This window comes from Mucilaginibacter sp. MD40, assembly GCF_002288635.1.
In the GTDB taxonomy this organism is placed as follows: domain Bacteria; phylum Bacteroidota; class Bacteroidia; order Sphingobacteriales; family Sphingobacteriaceae; genus Mucilaginibacter.
This window is the reverse complement of record NZ_NRSW01000001.1, coordinates 3,609,531-3,631,979: the sequence shown is the minus strand read 5'-3', so window position 1 is coordinate 3,631,979 and position 22,449 is coordinate 3,609,531. Positions and strand designations below refer to the sequence as shown.

At 43.9% G+C, this 22,449-nt stretch carries 20 protein-coding genes; 11 read left to right on the top strand and 9 right to left on the bottom strand.

Annotated features, from left to right (window positions below; all coding sequences use genetic code 11):
• The first annotated feature begins 81 nt into the window (after positions 1-81).
• Both CKK33_RS16190 and CKK33_RS16185 read left to right on the top strand, forming a co-directional pair.
• Positions 82-1,389, top strand: coding sequence for an ammonium transporter (locus tag CKK33_RS16190; protein WP_095705109.1), 1,308 nt, complete (start codon positions 82-84; stop codon positions 1,387-1,389).
• A gap of 126 nt (positions 1,390-1,515) precedes the next feature.
• The gene (locus CKK33_RS16185) at positions 1,516-3,483 is read left to right on the top strand and encodes an amidohydrolase family protein (RefSeq protein ID WP_095705108.1); all 1,968 of its coding nucleotides are present in this window, start codon (positions 1,516-1,518) and stop codon (positions 3,481-3,483) included.
• Between the two features lie 127 nt (positions 3,484-3,610).
• Here the strand turns inward: CKK33_RS16185 and CKK33_RS16180 are convergent, their stop codons facing one another.
• The gene (locus CKK33_RS16180; RefSeq protein ID WP_095705107.1) at positions 3,611-4,399 is read right to left on the bottom strand and encodes a carbon-nitrogen hydrolase family protein; all 789 of its coding nucleotides are present in this window, start codon (positions 4,397-4,399) and stop codon (positions 3,611-3,613) included.
• Positions 4,400-4,548: 149 nt separating this feature from the next.
• On the opposite strand from CKK33_RS16180, the gene CKK33_RS16175 reads away from it, so the two are divergent.
• On the top strand, positions 4,549-4,842 hold the full coding sequence (locus CKK33_RS16175; RefSeq protein WP_198952487.1) for a GIY-YIG nuclease family protein: 294 nt from the start codon (positions 4,549-4,551) through the stop codon (positions 4,840-4,842).
• 496 nt (positions 4,843-5,338) lie between these two features.
• Positions 5,339-7,246 carry an amidophosphoribosyltransferase gene (locus tag CKK33_RS16170; protein ID WP_095705106.1) on the top strand — a complete coding sequence of 636 codons (1,908 nt, stop codon included), beginning with the start codon at positions 5,339-5,341 and terminating at the stop codon, positions 7,244-7,246.
• A 195-nt stretch (positions 7,247-7,441) separates the two neighbouring features.
• On the opposite strand, the gene CKK33_RS16165 is transcribed toward CKK33_RS16170, so the two are convergent.
• The gene (locus tag CKK33_RS16165) at positions 7,442-8,095 is read right to left on the bottom strand and encodes a LysE family translocator (protein WP_095705105.1); all 654 of its coding nucleotides are present in this window, start codon (positions 8,093-8,095) and stop codon (positions 7,442-7,444) included.
• Between the two features lie 189 nt (positions 8,096-8,284).
• Between CKK33_RS16165 and CKK33_RS16160 the strand changes: the two genes are divergently transcribed.
• Together CKK33_RS16160 and CKK33_RS16155 are read left to right on the top strand one after the other, a co-directional pair.
• Complete coding sequence (locus CKK33_RS16160) at positions 8,285-9,898, top strand: MFS transporter (protein ID WP_095705104.1); 1,614 nt, start codon at positions 8,285-8,287, stop codon at positions 9,896-9,898.
• A gap of 91 nt (positions 9,899-9,989) precedes the next feature.
• The gene (locus CKK33_RS16155; protein ID WP_233138240.1) at positions 9,990-10,457 is read left to right on the top strand and encodes a dCMP deaminase family protein; all 468 of its coding nucleotides are present in this window, start codon (positions 9,990-9,992) and stop codon (positions 10,455-10,457) included.
• A 58-nt stretch (positions 10,458-10,515) separates the two neighbouring features.
• Here the strand turns inward: CKK33_RS16155 and cmk are convergent, their stop codons facing one another.
• Positions 10,516-11,196, bottom strand: a complete 681-nt coding sequence (gene cmk / locus CKK33_RS16150; RefSeq protein WP_095705886.1) for a (d)CMP kinase — start codon at positions 11,194-11,196, stop codon at positions 10,516-10,518.
• A gap of 133 nt (positions 11,197-11,329) precedes the next feature.
• Between cmk and arfB the strand changes: the two genes are divergently transcribed.
• A complete protein-coding gene (gene arfB, locus CKK33_RS16145) occupies positions 11,330-11,740 on the top strand; it encodes an alternative ribosome rescue aminoacyl-tRNA hydrolase ArfB (protein ID WP_095705102.1) in 411 nt (136 codons plus the stop codon).
• Here the strand turns inward: arfB and CKK33_RS16140 are convergent.
• The 4 genes from CKK33_RS16140 to CKK33_RS16125 form a co-directional block, all read right to left on the bottom strand.
• Positions 11,737-12,702 (bottom strand): lipid A deacylase LpxR family protein, encoded by a 966-nt coding sequence (locus CKK33_RS16140; protein ID WP_095705101.1) that lies wholly within the window; start codon positions 12,700-12,702, stop codon positions 11,737-11,739. The genes arfB and CKK33_RS16140 overlap by 4 nt on opposite strands.
• Before the next feature lie 38 nt (positions 12,703-12,740).
• Positions 12,741-13,391, bottom strand: a complete 651-nt coding sequence (locus CKK33_RS16135; RefSeq protein ID WP_095705100.1) for a hypothetical protein — start codon at positions 13,389-13,391, stop codon at positions 12,741-12,743.
• Positions 13,392-13,477: 86 nt separating this feature from the next.
• Complete coding sequence (gene lon / locus CKK33_RS16130; RefSeq protein WP_095705099.1) at positions 13,478-15,964, bottom strand: endopeptidase La; 2,487 nt, start codon at positions 15,962-15,964, stop codon at positions 13,478-13,480.
• Positions 15,965-16,226: 262 nt separating this feature from the next.
• Positions 16,227-17,270 carry a sterol desaturase family protein gene (locus CKK33_RS16125; RefSeq protein WP_095705098.1) on the bottom strand — a complete coding sequence of 348 codons (1,044 nt, stop codon included), beginning with the start codon at positions 17,268-17,270 and terminating at the stop codon, positions 16,227-16,229.
• Positions 17,271-17,622: 352 nt separating this feature from the next.
• Here CKK33_RS16125 and CKK33_RS16120 point away from each other — a divergent pair, with 352 nt between their 5' ends.
• On the top strand, positions 17,623-18,249 hold the full coding sequence (locus tag CKK33_RS16120) for a tetratricopeptide repeat protein (RefSeq protein ID WP_095705097.1): 627 nt from the start codon (positions 17,623-17,625) through the stop codon (positions 18,247-18,249).
• Here the strand turns inward: CKK33_RS16120 and CKK33_RS16115 are convergent.
• Positions 18,233-18,796 carry a hypothetical protein gene (locus CKK33_RS16115; protein WP_095705096.1) on the bottom strand — a complete coding sequence of 188 codons (564 nt, stop codon included), beginning with the start codon at positions 18,794-18,796 and terminating at the stop codon, positions 18,233-18,235. The two genes, CKK33_RS16120 and CKK33_RS16115, sit on opposite strands and share 17 nt — an antisense overlap.
• On the bottom strand, positions 18,783-20,309 hold the full coding sequence (gene gpmI, locus CKK33_RS16110; protein ID WP_095705095.1) for a 2,3-bisphosphoglycerate-independent phosphoglycerate mutase: 1,527 nt from the start codon (positions 20,307-20,309) through the stop codon (positions 18,783-18,785). Before gpmI ends, CKK33_RS16115 begins: the two co-directional genes overlap by 14 nt.
• Positions 20,310-20,407: 98 nt before the next feature.
• Here gpmI and CKK33_RS16105 point away from each other — a divergent pair, with 98 nt between their 5' ends.
• The 3 genes from CKK33_RS16105 (at position 20,408) to plsY (ending at position 22,449) form a co-directional block, all read left to right on the top strand.
• A complete protein-coding gene (locus CKK33_RS16105; protein WP_095705094.1) occupies positions 20,408-20,800 on the top strand; it encodes a DUF4783 domain-containing protein in 393 nt (130 codons plus the stop codon).
• Positions 20,801-20,845: 45 nt separating this feature from the next.
• Positions 20,846-21,688, top strand: coding sequence for a carboxylating nicotinate-nucleotide diphosphorylase (gene nadC, locus CKK33_RS16100; RefSeq protein ID WP_095705093.1), 843 nt, complete (start codon positions 20,846-20,848; stop codon positions 21,686-21,688).
• Positions 21,689-21,801: 113 nt separating this feature from the next.
• The gene (gene plsY, locus CKK33_RS16095) at positions 21,802-22,449 is read left to right on the top strand and encodes a glycerol-3-phosphate 1-O-acyltransferase PlsY (protein ID WP_095705092.1); all 648 of its coding nucleotides are present in this window, start codon (positions 21,802-21,804) and stop codon (positions 22,447-22,449) included.

Genomic DNA, 22,449 nt, shown 5'->3' with positions numbered 1-22,449 from the left:
CCATAATTTCAAATTTTTTCAAATAGTATTGATAAAATGTATAAATTGAGGCCGTTTTAACTAAACGATACCAATTTAAACATGAAACGCTATTTTCCCTTCATCCTTATTCTTGTCATTTTAGCCTTAACGTTTATTTTTCCGTCGGTTGAGTTCGATAAGTCGGCTAATCCTAATTTCAATACCGGGGATATTGCCTGGATGCTGATGTCAACCGCGCTGGTTTTGATCATGACACCCGGCTTGGCCTTCTTTTATGGGGGAATGGTAAATAAAAAGAACGTGATCTCTACCATGCTGCAAAGCATCGTGTGTATGGTGATCATCACCGTGATGTGGGGGATATTTGGTTTCAGTTTAGCGTTTGGCGACAGTATAGGCGGGGTAATTGGTAACCCAGGTACCTATTTTATGATGAAGGGAATGCTGGGTAATGCCAGCTGGAAATTAGCGCCCACTATCCCGCTGCTGCTATTTGCCATGTATCAGTTAAAGTTTGCTATCATTACTCCCGCTTTGATCACCGGCGCATTCGCGGAGCGCATCCGTTTCAATTCGTACATCATCTTCCTGGTGCTGTTTTCCATATTTATTTTTTCACCACTGGCACACGCCACCTGGCATCCGGACGGCATCCTGGCTAAATTAGGCGTGCTTGATTTTGCGGGTGGTACGGTGGTGCATATGTCGGCCGGTTGGGCGGCCCTGGCTTCGGCCTTGTTCCTTAAACGCCGTAACGAGGCTAACCATTCGCCTGCCCGTATCACTTATGTGATGATCGGTACCGGTTTGTTATGGTTTGGCTGGTTCGGTTTTAACGCCGGCTCGGCTTTCGGCGCCAACCATTTGGCGGTAACCGCCCTGGCAACCAGTACTACAGCATCAGCCGCTGCTGGTATCACCTGGATATTTTTTGATATGCTGCGTGGCCGTAAGCCATCGGCAATGGGTACCTGTATTGGCGCGGTAGTGGGTTTGGTAGCCATTACCCCGGCGGCAGGTTTCGTAAGTGTACCACACTCGCTGGCTATAGGCATTATTTCGGCCGTGGTAAGTAACCTGGTGGTAGAATGGCGTACCCGTACATCAATTGATGATACGCTGGACGTTTTCCCTTGCCACGGGGTAGGCGGTATGGTAGGTATGTTGCTTACCGGCGTATTTGCAAGTCAGAATGTAAACCCTAATAATACCACAGGGGAGGGCTTATTCTTTGGTCATACCCATTTGTTCCTGATTCAATTATTGGCACTGGTAGCTACCTCTTTATTCGCTTTTGTAGGTTCGGTAGTGTTACTTAAGATCACGGATATGATATCGCCACTGCGTGTTTCCAAAGAAGAAGAAGAACTGGGCCTGGATATCAGCCAGCACGGGGAAAAATTATAAGGTTAATCTGGGTAAATCATATGGAAGAGACGCAATATCTTGCGTCTCTTTTTTTTTATCCGATATTACTCATTCAATATCAATTGCTGAGGCCTCTTTACTATATTTGGGTAAACCCATTTCACAATGAAAAAGTTATTCGCTCTTTCTCTTTTGTCCTTGTTATTTTGCCAGGCTCAGGCGCAGGAAATGCCTGCTGATAGCGGGACCTTTTTACTGCACAAGTTTCAGCAAAATATAGGCAAGGAAACCTACAAGGTTTATAACTATAAGGATCAAAAGAAATATGTGGTTGATTTTAAATTTGTAGACAGGGGTACGCCTGTGCCGCTAAAGGCCACTATTAAGGTAAACCCGGTTGGCGATCCTGTAGAGCTGGTGATCAAAGGGAATACCTCCCGTATGTCAACCGTAAATGATTCTATAGCGATAAAAGGCAACTCGGCCCTGGTGCGTGTGAACGGCGAGTCGAAAACCAAAGCTGTAGGGCCTAATACTTTCCCTATCGCGGGTTACTCTCCGGCTACGGTGCAGCAACTGCTGTTACAATATTGGAATAAGCAAAAGCAGCCGGCTAACATCACCACGTTACCATTTGGTGCGCTGCAAATTAAAAAGGATGGTATTGATAACCTGTCTTTTAATGGTAAACCACTAACTTTTAACCGCTACCTCATCAGCGGATTGATTTGGGGCAATGAACTGGTTTGGACGGATGCTAAAGGCAAATTGATCTGTATCCTCACCATTGATGCCGAGGGCGACAAAACCGAAATGATGCGGCAGGAATACGAAAGCCTGCTGCCAGAGTTGATCAACCGTGCTGCCGGCTATGGCATGGCCGCGTTTGCAAAGGTGGCGCCACCTCAAAAAGCGGCTTCCGGGGTTGTTGCTATTAAGGGGGGAAACATCATTGATGTGGAAACGGGGAAAGCTGTGCCCAATGATGTTTTATTAGTGGAGAACGGCTTAATCGCCAAAATGGGAAAAGGTATCGCCATACCCAAGAATGCAACGGTGATAGATGCTGCCGGTAAAACCATTATGCCGGGCTTGTGGGATATGCACGCCCATTTTGAGCAAACTGAATGGGGACCGGCTTACCTGGCTGCAGGCGTAACCACGGTACGCGATTGCGGTAACGAATTAGGTTTTATTGATGCCGTGAGAAATGCCATAGACGCGGGCAAAGGGATTGGCCCGAAAATATTGCTGGCGGGCATTATTGATGGTAAGGGCCCAATGGCTTTAGGCATTATACAAGCTGATACAAAAGAGGAAGCCATAAAGGCGGTTGACACTTATAAAGCCAAAGGTTTTGACCAGATAAAAGTTTACAGTTCGGTTAAGCCCGCCATATTAAAGATCATTTGCGACGAAGCGCATAAGCAGGGCTTTACCGTAACCGGGCATATCCCCAACAACATGACGCTCAGGGCGGGGGTAGACTCCGGTATGAACATGGTGAACCACATCCAGTATGTGTACAGCCTAATGAAGCGTAACAAGGATCGTTCAATCAATTTCGATGATTCGGTGAGCAAGGCTGCTATAAAGTTTATTAAAGATCACCAAACAGTAATAGACCCCACCATTGGCGTTTATGACCTTGCTCTGCGCGATGTTAAAAGCGATATTACCAAAATGGAGCCGGCTTTTTACACGCTGCCGTTGCCTTTGCAAACCCAATTTATTAATACCGGAGAAGACTCTGCTACACATGCCATGCTGATGCCCATGCTGAACAGCATGAAGGTGCTGGTGAAAAAGTTGTATGACGAAGGCGTTCCAGTTGTTGCCGGTACGGATATGGGTTTCCCCGGATTTAGCGTAGCGCACGAATTGGAGCTTTACGTTGAGGGTGGCTTAACGCCTGCACAGGCTTTAAAAACGGCTACCATAATACCGGCACAGGTAATGGGCTTATCACAAAAGACAGGATCTATAACTACGGGTAAAAACGCTGATATGGTTATTATAGACGGTGATCCGCTCACTAACATCAGCGCGGTAAGGAATGTAAAGACGATCATTAAAGGCGGCAAGGTTTACAACCCTGCGGTGCTGCATAAAATGGTTGGGTTTAGTAAGTAACCTGATCGCCAAATAATCGGAATTTGTCATGCTGAACGTATGTGAGGCATCTATCAGACTACATGCAAAGTTTATTAATAATCAGATTCTTCGCTATCGCTCATAATGACAGGGGTGGGGAATGCCTTTACCCATATAACTCCGGCTTAAACCGTTTAGCTAAATATCCGGTTGCTTTTTCCAGATCTGCATCCGCTACAATGACACCTTCCTGGCCGTATGGTTGGTAGGCGAGGCATTCGCCGTTGGGCGCGATAATGGCCGAGGTTGATTCCTGGTATTTCATGGCATAACCTACGCTGGCAAAGTAGATGGTGTTCTCCAATGCCCGCATCATTATGGCTTTCTCGTAATATGGGCTGCTTGGGCTGCACCATTCGGTTATTTGCTTGCCTTTTACGTCGCTGCCGCTCAGGTAAGGGTGGAACACCACATGCGCACCCTCGCGCGCTGCCCAACGCACTGACTCGGGGTAGCGAAAACCTTCGTGGCAGATGGTGATACCAAATTTTAATCCGCTCACTTCAAATAACCGGCGTTCGGTGCCAGGCTGCCATTGCTGGTCCTCAGACGGGTCTAACTGGTTTTTGGTCTGGTAACCCAGTACTTCGCCTTCGGCGGATATTACCTGGGCTACATTGTAAAACTGGTTGCCCTCATACCAATCCATTGGGATAATGATGGCAATATTTTTGGCTTTCGCTATTTCGCAAACCTGTGCTAATGCTTCTCTTAACTGTTCTTGCGATGCCTGCGGAACTTCAACCTCAACTAAAGGATAACCGGGGATGAACGTTTCCGGGAAACACACGATAACAGCACCCTGCTTTGCAGCTTCGGCAGCAAGTTTTGCTACTTTGTTTAATCCGTCGGTAATGGATTTGGGAAAGTGAGGCGTGGCAAGAGCGATTTTCATACAGGTAAATTTAATAAAAAGCTATAAAGAGTTCACGTTCGAGCCATCCAACTCTTGCGAACGTACACGCGCTTCCAAAACGTCATGCCGAATTTATTTCGGCATCCCACAAGAATGGTTTACATTAGAAGCATACCCACACACGCGATATGCTAATTAAGCAACCCTATGTTTACATCATGACAAATGCATATCGTACAACCTTCTATATTGGGGTTACATCTGATCTTCGTGCTCGCATTTGGCAGCATCTAAATAACGAAGGTTCTTTGTTTGTGAAAAAGTATCGATTATTTGATTTAATGTATTACGAATCTTTTGATCGAATTACAGATGCTATTGACAGAGAGAAACAGTTAAAGAATTGGCATCGGGATTGGAAAATCAATCTTATCAAGTCAATAAATCCCGAGATGAAGAACTTAAAGCACGAATTAGACTAAGAATTGCTTAGCATGTGGGATGCCGAAATAAATTCGGCATGACGTGTTGATTGTTTGTTTAAGCAAGATTACTGCATTTATGGTGTGTGTGCATTAAAACATAAGTTTCCAAATTCTTAAAATTAGAGTTCAGACCAAATGCGTTAGCGATAGCAGCGGATACCGGCCTTGCGCCTAAAGCCGGTGCGCGTATGAGCGGATAGCGCGCGCCACAGGTAACGCCCGCTTTACTCACCCGGACATCACTACGCTTGTCGACTCTCTCTGCTGCGCAAAGAGCATAAGCTCTAAGTCCCTCTCCTTTGGAGAGGGGTTTGGGGTGAGGCTTTTTCCGAGCAGCAAGGAGAGCAGAGTGAGTTCACTACAGCAATAATTTACACCCCCTCTCTGCAAAGCAGAGAGGGGGCAGGGGGTGAGTAAAAAAAGTACTATTTAATGACATGCGTTTAAACACAATTTAAATTAAAGTCGTAATTTTGCGTGCTCATTCCCAATCATGAGCGATCAGATTAAACATGAATGCGGTGTGGCGTTTATCCGCTTATTAAAGCCACTCTCTTATTATCAGAAAAAGTACGGCACTGCGCTGTACGGACTAAACAAGCTTTACCTTTTAATGGAAAAACAGCATAACCGCGGGCAAGACGGTGCGGGTGTTGCTACCATTAAACTGGATATTGAGCCCGGTAAACGCTACATAAGCCGACACCGATCGATGGCGTCAAATGCTGTTGCAGACATCTTTGAATATATACAGAAGAAGTTTGCTGAGATACAGAAGGAGATGCCCGAGAAAATGGCTGATACCGAATGGCTCAAAGAGCACGTAAGCTTTACCGGCGAAGTGTTATTGGGCCATTTGCGTTATGGTACGCACGGTAAAAACAGTATAGAAAGTTGCCACCCTTTTCTGCGCCAGAACAACTGGATGACCCGTAACCTGGTGATTGCCGGTAACTTTAACATGACCAATGTTGATGAGTTGCTGCAACAGCTGTACGAACTTGGCCAGCACCCTAAAGAGCAGGCTGATACAGTTACCGTGCTGGAAAAGATAGGGCACTTTTTGGATACGGAGAACCAGGGCTTGTTTGATCAGTACAAACGCGAGGGCATGAATGATAACCGCGAGATCAGTAAGATGATAGCGAACGACCTTGACGTTGCCAAGATATTGACCAAGTCTGCCAAGAACTGGGACGGTGGTTACACCATTGTAGGTATTATGGGGCATGGCGATGCGTTTGTAATGCGCGACCCGGCTGGTATACGCCCGGCATATTATTTCCAGAATGACGAGATAGTAGTAGCTGCCTCAGAGCGCCCTGCTTTGCAAACGGCATTCAATATCCCGGTTGAGGAGATCAAGGAAATTAAACCCGGCCATGCACTAATTGTTAAAAAGAACGGTAAAATTACCGAAGACCAGTTCAGCGAGCCCAAAGAGAAAAAATCATGTTCATTTGAGCGTATTTACTTCTCGCGCGGTAGCGATAGTTCTATCTATCGTGAGCGTAAGCAATTGGGCCGTTTATTATGCCCGCAGATATTGGATGTAGTAAACAACGATATTAAGAACACGGTATTCTCCTACATCCCTAACACTGCCGAAGTGGCGTTTTATGGAATGGTTGAGGGCATACACAAATACATTAAACAATACCAGCGCGACCGACTGCTTAACCGCGCCGATAAAATAAGCGAGGAGGAACTTTCTGAAGTATTGGCGCTTGCTCCACGTGTGGAGAAGATAGCCATTAAAGATGTTAAACTGCGTACCTTTATTACACAGGATGCTGACCGCAGCGAGATGGTGGCACACGTTTATGATAGCACTTACGGTTTAATAAAACGCGATGCCGATACACTGGTGGTATTGGACGACTCTATTGTACGTGGTACTACGTTAAAGCAAAGTATCCTCAAGATATTAGATCGCCTTGGTCCTAAAAAGGTGGTGGTGGTATCATCCGCCCCGCAGATCCGTTACCCCGACTGTTACGGTATTGATATGTCGCGCATGGGTGAGTTTGTTGCCTTTGAAGCGGCTATCAGCCTCTTAAAAGAGCAGGGCAAGGAAGATGTGATTATTGATGTGTACAACAAATGTAAAGCCAGTGCAAGCCTGCCTAAAGAAGAGGTAGAGAACTATGTGAAGGCTATTTATGCACCGTTTACCGATCAGGAAATATCAGACCGTATTGCCAGGATCATCACCCCGGCTAACATTAAGGCAGAAGTTAAAGTGCTTTACCAAACATTGGATAACCTGCATAAAGCCTGCCCTGATCACCTGGGCGACTGGTATTTCAGCGGTGATTATCCAACCCCGGGTGGTAACAAGGTAGTTAACCGCGCCTTTGTTAACTGGATGGAAGGTAACAACCAAAGGGCTTATATGTAATCCTGAGGCGAAAGCTAAAAGTCCAAAGCTTTATAATATAATCCCTCTTTGCTTATGCAGAGAGGGATTTTTTGTTTCGTTATACTATGGTGAACTTGTGGAACCATTCTCGCTTTAAGAGGTCTTCGACAATCTCAGACTGACGCTATTCTTTGTCATGGTGAGCTCGTCGAACCGCATGCCACGCGGGGCGCTTTACGCCGGATGCGTAGAAAAGAAGAAGTGTGTTACCAGGCGATCTAACAGTACCAGCGCGGCAATAATTAGCGCCACGCCCGCCACTTCATTTAAACGGTGTACTAACTTAGGTGATATCTTTTCGCGGAGTTTATTGGCGTAAAACGCTTTAACCGTATCCAACCCAAACTGCACTATTAGCACGGTAAGGAACATGACGGCTATTTTCAGCGAGCGATTTGGCACACCTTCATGGTAAGCGGTGCTGGCCACACCAATTACCACCGTCCAGTGGAATAGGATAGTGGGGTTAAATATGCACATCAGGAACCCTTTAAAGAAGTATCCTGCTTTATTTACTTTGGCTGGTACGGCAGTTTTGTAATTAACGTCGGTTTTCTTAAAAATGTAATAGATGCCTATGGAGAAGAGGATAATACTTCCTATGATGCCGGCGAGGGTTTTATCATGGGCGGTTACATCAAAGTATTGCGAGCCGAAGAGTATGGCACCAACAAAAACCATATCGCTGCATACCACCCCCAGGGCAAGGGCAACACCTGCATGAAAGCCTTTATCAATACTGGTTTTTATTAAAGCGAAAAAAACGGGGCCTGTAAGAAACGTAAGCACTAATCCAAAACCAATCCCCGAAATAATAGCGTCTATCATTATTTAGGTTTATGTTCCTAATTTGCCCTGACTGATAAAAATCAGGACGCTAATATGCAATTTTTAATCTGTTTAACAACAAAACTTACATTGTGATTTAGATTTTGAAAAATTTGGCCCCGAATTACAAAAAATAAATTTAAGTTTAAAGCTTTAAATAAAACCCTTATAATAACCTGATATTAAAAAATGGCACAAGGTAACTCAAAAAGTAATAGTTCGGCGTTATACACCATTATTACTGTGTTTTTCTTCTGGGGCTTTTTAGCGGCCTCAAACGGTATTTTTATTCCATTCTGTAAAGCGCATTTTAACTTAAGTCAATTTGAATCTCAATTGATAGACTTTACATTCTATGGAGGTTATTTTATAGGCTCACTGTTGTTATATTTTGCTTCTGCGGCCTCTAAAGTTGATATCCTGAATAAGATAGGTTACAAAAATGGTATCATTTACGGCCTATTAATTTCTGCCGTAGGCGCTTTGATCATGATACCGGCTATCAACTCTGGTTCATTCGCGTTTATATTATTTACCTTCTTTGTTATCGCTTTAGGTTTCTCGTTACAACAAACTGCTGCCAACCCATTTGTAGTTGCGTTGGGGAGCCCTGAAACAGGTACCCACCGCTTAAACTTCGCAGGTGGTGTAAATAACTTTGGTAGTATCTGGGGGCCGGTAATTGTAGGCTTTGTATTATTTGGCTCAGCCTCAGCAAAAATCCCTGCTTCAGAAGTTAAGATAGCTTCTGTGAATACGCTGTATATGATACTTGCCGGGCTTTTCATTGCTGTGGCGGCATTTTTCTGGATTTCAAAATTACCGAGCGTAACCAGCGATGAAAAAATTGAACCCAGCAACAAAGCCAATAAACCTTTGGCTATTATATTCGTTGCGTTCCTGCTTATCCTGGCGGCAACGCCTTTAGCGCAGGCTACAGGAGTAGAAAAATCGTGGTTTGTTTATGCGGCATTGTTTATCATACTGGTTACTCTTATGGGTTCTGCATCAGCAGCCGGTAAAAGCAAGGAAAGTGGTTGGGGCGCTATGCAATACCCACAGTTGGTATATGGTATGCTGGCAATATTCACTTATGTGGGTGTTGAAGTAACCATTCAAAGTAACATGGGGTCGTTATTGGAATCGCCGGTGTTTGGTAGCTTTAAAACAGACCAGGTTGCGCCTTTCATCTCTCTTTATTGGGGCAGCTTAATGATCGGCCGTTGGACTGGTGCCATCGCTGCGTTCAATCTTTCAAAATCTACTAAATTTATCCTTACCGTTATTGTGCCTTTTGTAGCATTCGGTGTGGTATTATTGGTTAACCGCATCAGTGGAACCGATGTGAGCATACTTTACCCTTACGCGGCTTGTGTAGCTATCCTTGTGATCGGTTTCTTAATAGGCGATCAAAAACCTGTGCGTACACTGGCCTTGTTTGGTATACTTGGTGCTATATTTATGGTGATAGGGTTATTATCATCAGGCATGGTAGCCATATTCGCTTTCACAGCAGGTGGTTTATGCTGCTCAATCATGTGGCCTTCCATCTTCTCCTTATCTGTTACAGGTTTGGGCAAATATACCAGCCAGGGTTCAGCATTCTTGATCATGATGATCCTGGGTGGTTCTATCATTCCTCCGGTGCAAGGTATACTTGCTGATGGTATCGGTATACATAAATCATACATTATACCTGTTATTGGTTTTGCTTACCTGGCATTCTTTGCCTTTAAAGCAGGTGCTATACTTAAAAAGCAAGGTATTGATGTAGATAACCTGGAAGCATCAGGGGGACACTAAGAATTTTTCGTCATTGAGTCATTAGGTCATTGAGTCATTAATACAAATCCAATGACCCAATGACAGCGAAGCGAATGACCCAATGAACAACATGAAACCCAGTTTCGAACATATTTTTATGAACCTGGCAACCGACCTGGCCCAACGCTCACATTGCGTTAAGGCCCAGGTCGGTGCCGTTTTAGCTAAGGACACCCGTATTATTTCCATAGGATATAACGGCCCGCCTGCCGGTACCCACAATTGCGACGAGGAATGGCCCGAAACCGGCTGCGCCCGCGATTCAAAGGGTAGTTGTTCCCTTGCCCTGCATGCCGAGGAAAATGCTATACTTTACGCTGTAAAAAATGGAGCTAATCTCGAAGGTGCAACCCTGTACACAACATTATCGCCATGCCTGCCATGCGCCAGGCTTATTTTCTCGGCTGGTATTAAGCAGGTGTTCTTTGATAAATCCTACGCGCAATACAAAGGTCTGCCAAGCGACGAAGGGGTTGACTTCCTGAATATGTTTGGTGTAAAGGCCGTGCAGTTTACGGCAGAAGAGGTACAGAAATAAAGTTAACCCATCTGTCATTTCGAACGAGGTACGAGGAGAAATGACAGGCTTACAAAAACTAAGCATTCTTAGTCAGTGCTTCCAGCTTGTCCAGGGCAAACTGGAGCTGCTGTTCTTGCGTAAGCTCTGTATTATCCAGGATAATGGCGTCATGCGCGCGTACCAGCGGGCTTTCTTCGCGGGTAGTGTCCTGGTAATCGCGGTGAGCGAGGTTTTCGTAAATATCCTCAAGCGTTATGCCGGGATTTTTGGCATGTATCTCATCGTAACGGCGTTTAGCGCGTACGGCCGGATCGGCGGTCATGAATATTTTAAGCGTTGCATCCGGGAAAACAGCCGTACCAATATCGCGGCCATCCATCACGATGTTTTTTGATTTGCCCATGCGCTGCTGTTGTTTAACCATTTCGCGGCGCACTTCCTTAACAGCCGATACCTCGCTTACCTTTTCAGAAACCGGCATTTGGCGTATCTCTTCAGATACTTCTTCGTCGTTAAGGGTAATATGGGTCTGGTAATCACGTGAGTGAAAGTTGAGGTGAATATTCTTTAAGGCTTCCTCTACTTGTTCGTGGTTATGGATATCAATATTATTCCGAAGGAAATAAAGGGCAACCGCGCGGTACATCGCCCCGCTATCAACATAAATATAATGCAGTTTTTTTGCTAATGCTTTGGCCAGCGTACTTTTTCCGCATGACGAATAGCCATCAATGGCCACGACAATATTTTTGCTCATAACTACCGCGAAGATACGGTTTTCAGTTTGCAGTTTATAGTTTGCAGTTATCTGTTCGTTGTATGCATAAGTAGTGTCGACACGATACACCAATCATTAATCAACAAATTAATCAATTACTATCTTTGCCCCCATGAACCTTAATAAAGCTGACTTACAGCGCGAAGTACAATATAAAACCTCAAGGAGCGGGGGCAAGGGCGGGCAAAACGTAAACAAGGTATCTACCAAGGTAGAGCTGCTTTTCGCTGTAAATGAGTCTGCTTTATTTAACGATGAACAAAAGGTAATGCTTAACGAAAAGTTGCAGTCTCGGTTCAATAAAGATGGCTTGGTGCAGGTGATCTGTGATGAGGAGCGCAGCCAGTTCCTCAATAAAGAAATGGCCTTGGAAAGATTAATTGCTTTGCTTAAACAAGCGTTGCACAAACCAAAGGTTAGGAAGCCCACCAAAATAAGCAAGGCCGCTAACGCGGCCCGTTTGGATAGTAAAAAGAAGTTGTCGGCCAAGAAGGCCGGTCGCCAACGCGGCTTTGATGATTAATTAAACCGGTAAAGCAACCCTATTGAACCCCACTGGTGCGTTGATTTAACCATTTGTTTGGTATCTCGTGTTTGTACGAACACGCCAAGATCAAGCACGATGCGGTTGCTGGCATAGCTTACACCAAACTGGTTGCTGAATATAAATGGCTTTTTATCCAGCGTTATTTCCTGCGTACCGGCAACGGGATGGTCCTTAAATAAACTGCCTTGTATGGTAGCATCATAGGCAACCACATTGGCCATAGGCTTGTAATAGAAAAACAGCTCATGCTTGTGCAGCAAACGGGTATCGCCATAATAGCTGGCGGTACTTTGCGTACTTACGGACTGAAATAACTGATTAAAATTGCCCAAACGTAACATAGGGCCGGCACCTGCTCCGGTAAAGCCATTGCCCAGGTTAGCGTAGCCCGATAAGGTTACATCTATCCATGATGCCCTGGCCAGTAGTTTATTGGCTTCGGCACTCAGGTTAATTTCCACATCATTGCGTATCTGGTACTGCCAGGTGTTGAGTTCATAAAAGCCAAAGGTTTTATGAATGAACTTCTGGATAGGATATCCGCCTGCCGCCGGGCCAACAACACCCAGCCTGCCCGTAAGCTTTATGTTACTTTCGTCCTTATACAGCATGTTAAGCGATGCGCCGAGATAAAGGTACCCCGCTATTGGCCTGTCTACGTAATCAACAGATGGTAAACGGCCCGATTGCGCGTTGTAGATCTTTTGGCCCAGTTCTAAGCCAAAAACCTTATTGGCGATATTTTTATTCTTGATACCTGCCGTATCCAACGCTTTGTTGTAATACAGAAAGAAACCATTGGTGTAATAACGGTCGGAACCCTGTGCCAGGAACGAATCGTTCTCAGAGCGGAAACCAGCCTCGGCCGTACGGGTTTGGGCTTGCAATGCTATTGCGCTAAACAAGCCAGCAACAGCAAGAAAAATAAATTTCTTCATTTAAATCAACTGGGATAATAAACGCTAATGTAAGTATATCACTTTGTTTTATTATTCAGCTTCGCTTTATTTTTAAGTGCGTAGCCAATACTCAAATATGGCCAAAGTACTGATCTTCCAGAAAATTTTGAAATTATGTTTGTACCTAATCGAAAACTAATCCCACCTTTTAACGGCTGATAACGGTAACCTACTGATCCTGTTAAATATGCTCCGTAAGGGTTTGGCTTAATGTAATAATCTCCCAGATCAATATTAGGATTTTTTATGATATCGCTTTCAAATCGATAGCTGTCAAACTCCTCATCATACCTGTTTCTATGATAATAAAATAACGCTCCTACTCCTGTTTCAAAATAGTGTGAATGTTTACCAATTAAGTAATTGATGAGCACGGGTATGGCAAATGTTTCTCCTTCCCCCTGGCTTTTGAAATACACGACACCGGCACGTGCGCCTAAACCGTTTTGTTTGCGGGCAAAACGCATATCATAATTGATAGAATAATAAATGCCTGCACCCAAAAGCTCCAGGCACAAAGTTTTACCCCGACTGTTAAAAAGAGCTTTGTAAACGGAATCAGCTTTGGCTTTTTTTGATGTATCAGCCTTTTTACTTTGCGCGCGTGCAGTTTGCGCAATTATTACAATTAAAAATGTTGCAGCTACTTTAAATAAGGTTTGGTTCATGATATAATTAGAGGATTCCGAAAATACAAAATTCCTTTAATCGATAAGAGTTAAAATAAAAAAGCCACCAAAAGGTGGCTTTTTATCTATTGTATCGTTGTTGCCTGCGGAGGCGTTGTTTTATCCCTTACCGTAAGGTCTATCGGATTTTTCACTTTCTCGTTCAAAAGCGCCAGTTTTATTACGTCGCCCATGTCTGTTACGTAGTGGAACTGCAGGTCGCGGATGTAATCCTCCTTAATTTCCAATATATCCTTTTGGTTTGATTTGCAGAGGATGATCTCTTTAATATTAGCACGCTTAGCTGCTAATATTTTTTCCTTGATACCACCTACCGGCAGCACGCGTCCGCGCAGGGTGATCTCACCGGTCATGGCCAGGTTTGGTTTTACCTTACGTTGTGTAAAGGCTGATACCAGCGCCGTCAACATCGTGATACCGGCAGAAGGGCCGTCTTTAGGCGTTGCGCCGGCAGGTACGTGTACGTGCACATCCCACTGTTCAAAAAGCTTATAATTGATACCAAAATCGGCTGCATGCGCACGCAGGTAACCCAGCGCAATACTTACCGACTCTTTCATTACATCACCAAGGCTACCGGTAAGAGTTAATTTGCCATTGCCGGGGCTTAAGCTTGCCTCTATAAAAAGGATATCGCCGCCTACGGAAGTCCAGGCTAAACCTGTTACTACGCCTGCGGTATTGTTATTTTCGTACAGGTCTTTATCAAATACCGGAGCACCTAATATCTTTTCGACATCTTTTTTGCTTACCTGGGTATTGTAAGGTTCTTCCATAGCAATGCTTTTGGCAACACCGCGTACTACCGAACCGATCTTTTTCTCTAATGAGCGCACGCCAGATTCCCGGGTGTAATCTTCAATGATCTTTTCCAGTACATCGTTTTTTATAGATACATCCTTATTGCTAAGGCCGTGTGCTTCGCGCTGTTTCGGCACCAGGTGACGTTTGGCTATCTCGGTTTTTTCCTCAATAGTGTAGCCGTTCACCTCGATGATCTCCATCCTGTCTAACAAGGCGGGTTGTATGCTGCTGAGCGAATTTGCTGTGGCTATGAACATTACGTTGGAAAGGTCAAAATCCATCTCCACATAATTATCATAAAACGAACTGTTCTGTTCGGGGTCCAATACTTCCAGCAAGGCAGATGAAGGGTCGCCGCGAAAATCGTTGCTTACTTTATCTATCTCATCCAGTATAAATACCGGGTTGGCCGCGCCGGCTTTCTTTATCGACTGTATCACCCGGCCCGGCATGGCGCCGATATACGTTTTACGGTGACCGCGTATCTCGGCCTCATCGCGTACGCCGCCTAAGGCCATGCGCACATACTTACGGCCCAGGGCCTTTGCAATGGATTTACCCAGCGATGTTTTACCCACACCCGGAGGGCCAACCAGGCAAAGTATTGGCGCTTTCATGTTGCGTTTAAGCTTCAATACGGCCAGATATTCTACAATGCGCTGCTTTACCTTATCCAGACCGAAATGGTCTTTATCCAGTACTTTTTGCGCACGTTTCAGGTCAAAATTATCTTTGGTAAACTCGTTCCAAGGCAGATCAAGCAATAGCTCAAGGTAATTGATCTGTACAGAGTAATCAGCCGCCGCGGGATTGGTACGGCCCAGTTTCTCCAGTTCCTTGTCGAAATGTTTTTTAACATCGGCATTCCACTTCTTTTTGGCAGCACGCTGGCGCAGGTTATCCATTTCCAGGTCAGGCGATGAGCCGCCCAATTCTTCCTGTATGGTTTTAAGTTGCTGATTAAGGAAATAATCACGCTGCTGCTTGTCAAGGTCAACCCTTACTTTGGTTTGTATCTGGTTCTTCAGCTCCAGCATCTGCAAGTCAAGCGTAAGGTGTTCCAGCACCATGTTCATGCGGTCGCGCAGGTTAAGGGTTTCCAGCAGCTTTTGCTTGGCCGTAACATCGGCGTTCATGTTCGAGGCAATAAAATTGATCAGGAACGATGTGCTTTCGATATTACGGATAGCTATACCAGCTTCGCTGGGTATGTTGGGCGACAGCTGGATAATGCTCATGGCCATATCTTTAATAGAGGCGGCCATCGCTTTAAATTCCTTGTCTTCTTTGGGTTTGGTTTCCTTAAACGGTTCAATAGTGGCTTTAATATAAGGCTCACTTTGTATCTCTTCCTGTAGCTTAAAACGCTTTTTACCTTGCAAAATAACGGTAGTGTTACCATCCGGCATTTGCAACATTTTGATAATTAGCGCTACCGTACCCACTTTGTGCAATTGATCAAAAGAAGGGTCTTCGATATTTAAATCCTGTTGAGCTACCACTCCAATAAGGCGGTTGCCTTTATTGGCATCGCGTATTAATTTTATTGATTTATCGCGGCCAACAGTAATAGGAATAACCACGCCAGGGAATAATACCGTGTTGCGCAGTGGAAGTATAGAAACAATATCGGGTACCTGCTCATTATTCATTTCCTCTTCGTCCTCTGATGACATCAGCGGGAAAAATTCGGAATCTTCATTAATAGAAGGCATAGTATTTTTAAAATCAAACGGATCGTAACTCATTAATCACCTTTCGTGTGTATGTGCGGTAAGCGCCATTATGGCAGGGCTATATAGCTAATATAGTCATGCGGCAAGGCTTAATAGCACAGTTTAATTTGCAAATATACTGTTTCAAGAGCTATGCCATATCCACAGTAATTACAAACAGTTTGCGGTTTTAGTAATAAAATATTGAATTTCAGCTATTTGAAATGTGCCTTGATAGATTAAAATTATCGCACCATTAATGCACTATGAAAAAAAGTCAGGAACCGGTACAAGTTCAGGCACCCAGCATAGGGCTATTTTGCGGTATAGTTTCCTGAGGGCTGGTTTGGTGTTTGCTTAATTCTTCAAAGTATTTTTTGCGGACTACACTGGTCATTTTATGGTCGCCGGTATGGCTCCATCCGGGAGGCATAAAAATATATAACACCTTATTTTTGATACCCGGCGCGCGGTAAACATCTTTAGCCAGGGCCACTATTTCGCCAAAATAAGCATCCAGGAAGCTGTTTTTAAGCATAGGCCTGCTAATACCATATTCTATGGGTATGTTCCTGTCCTCGGAATAATAAGTGCCAAAGGCGCGATCCCAAATATTGAGCAGGTTGCAAAAATTAGTATCCATGTACACAATGTTGCGTGCATGGTGTACCCTGTGGTGTGATGGGGTAAGGATAATATTATTCAGGAAACCTAAGCGGGCGTCCTTCATCACGTTTTCGCCTACATGGATGAGCGATCCCCAGAAACCGTCAATAAACATGATCACGAAAAGCATAGCCGGAGGCACACCCAGCAATATGCAGATACTGGTACGTATCAGATCGGCATAAGGGCCTTCTAAAAAGAAGTGGGCATAGGTAACAGAAAGGTTCATGGTTTCGGGCGCATGGTGGGTAGAGTGCAGGCACCACAACAACCTTACTTTGTGCGCCAGGTAGTGATACACAAAGTGCGCGAGCTCCCATATTACATAGCCGTATATAAACCAATACCAGGTAAAAGTGGCCTTGAAAAGCGCCAGAGGTAAGAACCATTTAATGCACAGGCCAATCATGGCAATAGAGATTACCCTGCCCACAAAAGCGTTTAACACATAGGTGAAAAAGGGTATTTTATAGTCAATTACCTTAAAACGTTTGTAAAAAGCAGCTCTGATGATCTCAAAAAGTAGTAAAAATGGCGTTATGGGTACCAGCAAAGATACTACACCCTCATAAGTGAGAAACTTACTGTAATTGCCTGACTTCAGGATATCGGTTAGTGCCCCAAGGCCCCAAAAACCCGTGAACTCGTTGCCTATAGCTTTTAAAAAATCCATAGTTATAAAATTGGTTTATTAGAAAGGGGGTATAATTACAACGTAATTAACTCAAAAAAATTGAAAAGCCATAGTCGGGTCATAATTTATATCTATTAACACTATTGAAAACAAATCAGATTTGATGATTGTAATGCGTGATGATCTCGAAGTGATAGTTTTTGATATCTACCGGGCTGTATTAGCTTATAATTAAAATATGTTGTTTGGCATTAATTGCTTTTGGCTGCGCAAAAATTTTATCGCAAATAGTTGTAAGTATGACTAAATTATTAACAAATTGCCCTTACCGGATAATAATTTAGCAGGTAATTAGTTAATGTAGAGTTACCGGATAAAACCATCAAATTAAATGAGGCTATCGGCTATTGTATCGCTTATTTTACTTACCTCGGTTGAAGCATCGATGGCTCAGAATGCTTATGTACGTCTGGGGCAGCAGGCGTTTATGGATGGTAATTTTAAATCAGCAGTAAAGCAGTTGGAGAAAGCCTGTATGGTTGACTCCACCAATGCCAATGCCTACTGGATGCTGGGCTACTCCTATTATCATAGCCAAAACTACCGTAAGTCTATTTCCGCTTATGATAAGGTAATTTATATTAACCCTGCCGATGCTTCCGCTTATTATTACCGGGCCAGGGCTAAGGCTTATATGGGTAAAGATACCTATTTGTCACCTGCAGAAAGAGAGAAATACCTTTTGGGGGCGATATTTGACCTCACCAAATCCATCGCGGTTGATCCATCCGAACATGTCAAATGTTACCAGACACGCGGTATTACTTATCGTGAGTACGCCGAATTTAAGCTTCAGCCCAATACGCATAGCTATGATAAGGCAAGAGGCATCAGCTCCTTAAAAGCGTCCATCAATGACCTGGAAAAGGTACTTGCCGAAAACCCTAACCGGGCCGATATTGCCTCTCTGATAGAACTATCTAAAGAAAAGCTGGCTACAGCTACCGGCCATCATTAAAATTACCTTTGATCTGGTAATTATTATCGCCTATAATTTTTACGTGCTGCTCTTTCTGTATGGAATAGCTTTTACCTGGCAGGTAAGTGAGCTGGTCTGTAGTGCTGTAGAGGAAATTATGTGTGCTGTTAAGTATGTACACGGCGTTGATGCTTTCACCATTCTTTACAATGGTTATGCGTCTCGTTTTTAAATCTGGTTCAATGGCTGTATAAACAGTGCTATCGGGCGTGGTAGTAACCTTATAACTGTTGCGCCAGGCGGGTTTGTTAATGTCGCTTTCGGTAAACAGGTTAAGTTCCTGTTTCCAGGCTTTAATAGCTATGTTTTTGCTTTCTGATGCGCCGTTGTGAGTGACGGTTTTATTTACAACCGGGTTAAGTGTGGTTAATTTGGCCGCTTCTTTGGCAAAATAACCTTTCAGATCAAAATATTTGATCTGTGCGCCTGTTTCCTTTATTTCGGGCTTGTTACAGGCAGTGCTGCCGGCTATAAGCAGCAGCACGCCAAAGTAACAGGATATCTTTTGTGTTTTACACCAATACATCACCAGTCATTTCTGCCGGGATAGGCACACCTAATATGCTTAATACAGTAGGGGCGATGTCACCAAGCTTTCCATCCTTCACCTGCTGAATATCTTTATCAATAATAATGCAGGGTACCAGGTTGGTGGTGTGCGCGGTATTTGGCGAGCCATCTTCGTTGATCATGTAATCGGCATTGCCATGGTCGGCAATGATAATGAATGAGTAGCCATTACGCAGGCCGGTTTCAACTACAGCCTTAGTACACGCATCAGCAGTTTCGGCGGCTTTTACCACAGCGCCAAAAACACCGGTATGGCCAACCATATCGGTATTGGCAAAGTTAAGGCATACAAAATCGGGCCATTGATGCTCCAGCTCCGGTAAAATGGCATCGCGTATACCTTCGGCGCTCATTTCTGGCTGTAAGTCATAAGTGGCCACCTTTGGCGAGGGGATCAGCAGGCGTTTTTCACCTTCAAATTCTTTTTCGCGGCCGCCTGAAAAGAAGAATGTTACGTGCGGATATTTTTCTGTTTCGGCAATACGTATCTGTTTTTTACCGGCACTTTCCAGCACTTCACCAAGCGTTTTTGTTAGGTCGTCCTTTATAAAAACCACCTTTACGTTTTTAAACGTCTCGTCATACGAGGTCATAGTAACGTAATGGATATCCAGCGGTTTCATATCATACTCCGGGAATTCCTTTTGCGTAAGTGCCTGTGATATTTCACGTCCTCTATCGGTGCGGAAGTTGAAGCAGATCACCACGTCGCCATCTTTTATAACAGCTACCGGCTGGCCGTCTTCATCAACTTTTACTATGGGTTTAATAAACTCGTCGGTAACACCTTCGGCGTAAGATTTTTCTATTGATGCCAAAATATCGTTAGTTGGCGCGCCTTCGCCCTTAACCATCAGGTCGTAAGCCAGCTTAACACGTTCCCAACGGTTATCGCGGTCCATAGCGTAATAACGGCCCACTGCCGAAGCCAAACGCGCCGGTGAATCGGCAATATGATGTTCCAGTTCGGTTATAAACTTTAAACCTGAATTTGGATCGGTATCACGGCCATCTAAAAAGGCGTGTATAAACACTTTTTCAAGGTTTAGCGCTTTTGTAGCATCAGTTAAACCCTTTAAGTGGTTAATGTGCGCGTGTACGCCGCCATCGCTCACCAAACCTATAAAGTGCAGGTCTTTGTTGTTTTCTTTGGCATAATTAAAGGCATCAACAAGCGTTTGATTTTGCACAAATTCGTTATCCTGTACAGCTTTGTTGATACGGCCAAGCTCCTGATAGACCACACGACCCGCGCCCAGGTTCATATGTCCTACTTCTGAGTTGCCCATTTGCCCCTCAGGTAAACCTACTGCCAGGCCCGATGCTTCTAATTTTGAATTAGGATATTTTTGTATAGCCTCATCAAAAAAAGGCGTGTTAGCGGCCACTATAGCGTTTGAGCTATCATTTCGGCCATAGCCCCAGCCATCAAGTATTATTAATACAACTTTTTTATTGCTTTCCACAATGCAAATATAAAGTCAACGTTTAAACATTATACCCCAAAACGTGTTTTTTATTTGTAATTGATGCAATTAATTGTAATTTCAATTGTCATCTACATGATATGAAACTACACCGACTCCCTTTACTTACCCTGCTTTTTCTGCTGCCTGTGATAGTAAAGGCCGGCCCCATTGAAACCATAGCCGAGCTCATCAAACGCGGTAACGCGCATGAAGTGGCCACCTATTTTTCGGCAAGTGTTGATTTTACCATGATGAAAGACGCCGGAATTTATTCAAAGGCGCAGGCGGAGTTGATACTGGATAAGTTTTTTAAGGAACACAAGCCTCAAGAGGTAAAATTGCTGCATAAGGTAAGTTCAAATGCCAATTATAACTACGGCGTACTTATACTGAGTACCGATAAAGGTAAATACAGGGTTGCCTATACCTTGCGTGAAGTAGGTAAAATGATGGAAATCATTGAGATGCGTATTGAAACTGAAAAAACCTAATTAATTGCCAATTGTTCTTACTTTTGAAACTCAAAAAATTAAAGTTTGGACAAAGAAATTTTACACCAATTTATACTTAATGCTTTAAGCGAAGATGTTGGCGATGGCGACCATACATCTCTTGCTACCATTGAAGCCGGAACGCTCGGCAAAGCTAAATTGTTAGTTAAAGATACCGGTATACTTGCCGGTGTTGAACTTGCCCGGCAAATATTTGATGAAGTTGACCCTCAACTGCGGCTTAACGTATTCCTGAACGATGGCGACGAAGTAAAGCCCGGAGACATAGCCTTTGAGGTGGAAGGCGACGCGCAAAGCATATTGAAGGCTGAGCGTTTAGTACTTAACTGTATGCAGCGAATGAGCGGCATTGCCACCAAAACCCACGCTATTGTAAAGCTGCTGGAAGGAACAAATACCAAAGTCTTAGACACCCGCAAAACTACACCGGGTATGCGCTACCTCGAAAAATGGGCGGTGCGTATTGGCGGCGGTGTTAACCACCGTATTGGTTTGTATGACATGATCCTGATAAAGGATAACCATGTAGATTATTCCGGTGGTATACGGCAGGCTATTGAAAATGCTAACAATTATTTGCAGGATACCGGTAAAAAACTGGCTATTGAAATTGAGGTACGAAACCTTGACGAATTGGAGCAAGTGCTGCAAACCGGTAAGGTAAACCGCATAATGCTTGATAATTTTGATTTTGACACCCTGCGCCAGGCCATAAGTATGATACATGGCCGGTATATTACCGAAGCTTCGGGCGGCATTACCATTGATAACATCAGGGATTATGCCGATTGCGGTGTTGATTATATATCAGTGGGCGCATTAACACACTCGGTTAAAAGCCTCGACTTAAGTTTAAAAGCTGTATAGGCTTAACACTGTCCTCACAATGAGCTGGGTTAACAAGAGCTTTAGGAAGTAACAAAAACTTTATAATAACTATATTGCGGTAGTTAAAGGCAAATTAATATTATTGCAGGCAGATGCTATCAATCTACTCGATTTCGGCGCTTATTCTTGCTTATCTTTTCGGTTCTATCCCAACAGCGGTTTGGATAGGGCAGGCCTTTTACAACATTGATGTAAGGGAATATGGTAGCGGCAATGCCGGTGCTACCAACACATTCAGGGTGCTGGGTAAAAAAGCAGGTATACCGGTAATGCTGCTGGATATTTTAAAAGGCTGGACAGCCACTAACCTGGCTTACATGGTTGGCGTGAGTACAACAGGCGCTTATCATTCCGTTGGTTTTACCAACTTACAACTTGCTTTAGGTATAGCCGCGGTTATGGGCCACCTGTTCCCGGTATTTGCCGGCTTTAGGGGCGGTAAAGGTATAGCTACACTTTTTGGAATGATTTTGGCTATTAACTTGCCGGCTGCCTTACTTTGCGTATCAGTATTTATTGTAACGTTGCTAATAACCCGCTATGTATCATTATCATCTATACTGGCCGGATTTATATATCCTATCGGAATAACATTTGTTTTCCATGTGAATGTTAAATCAGTCATTATATATGGTATGTGTATATTTATACTGGTATTGGTAACGCATCAAAAAAATATTGAACGCTTATTGAAGGGTAAGGAGTCTAAAGTAAATTTATTTAAGAAGAAAAACGCCTGA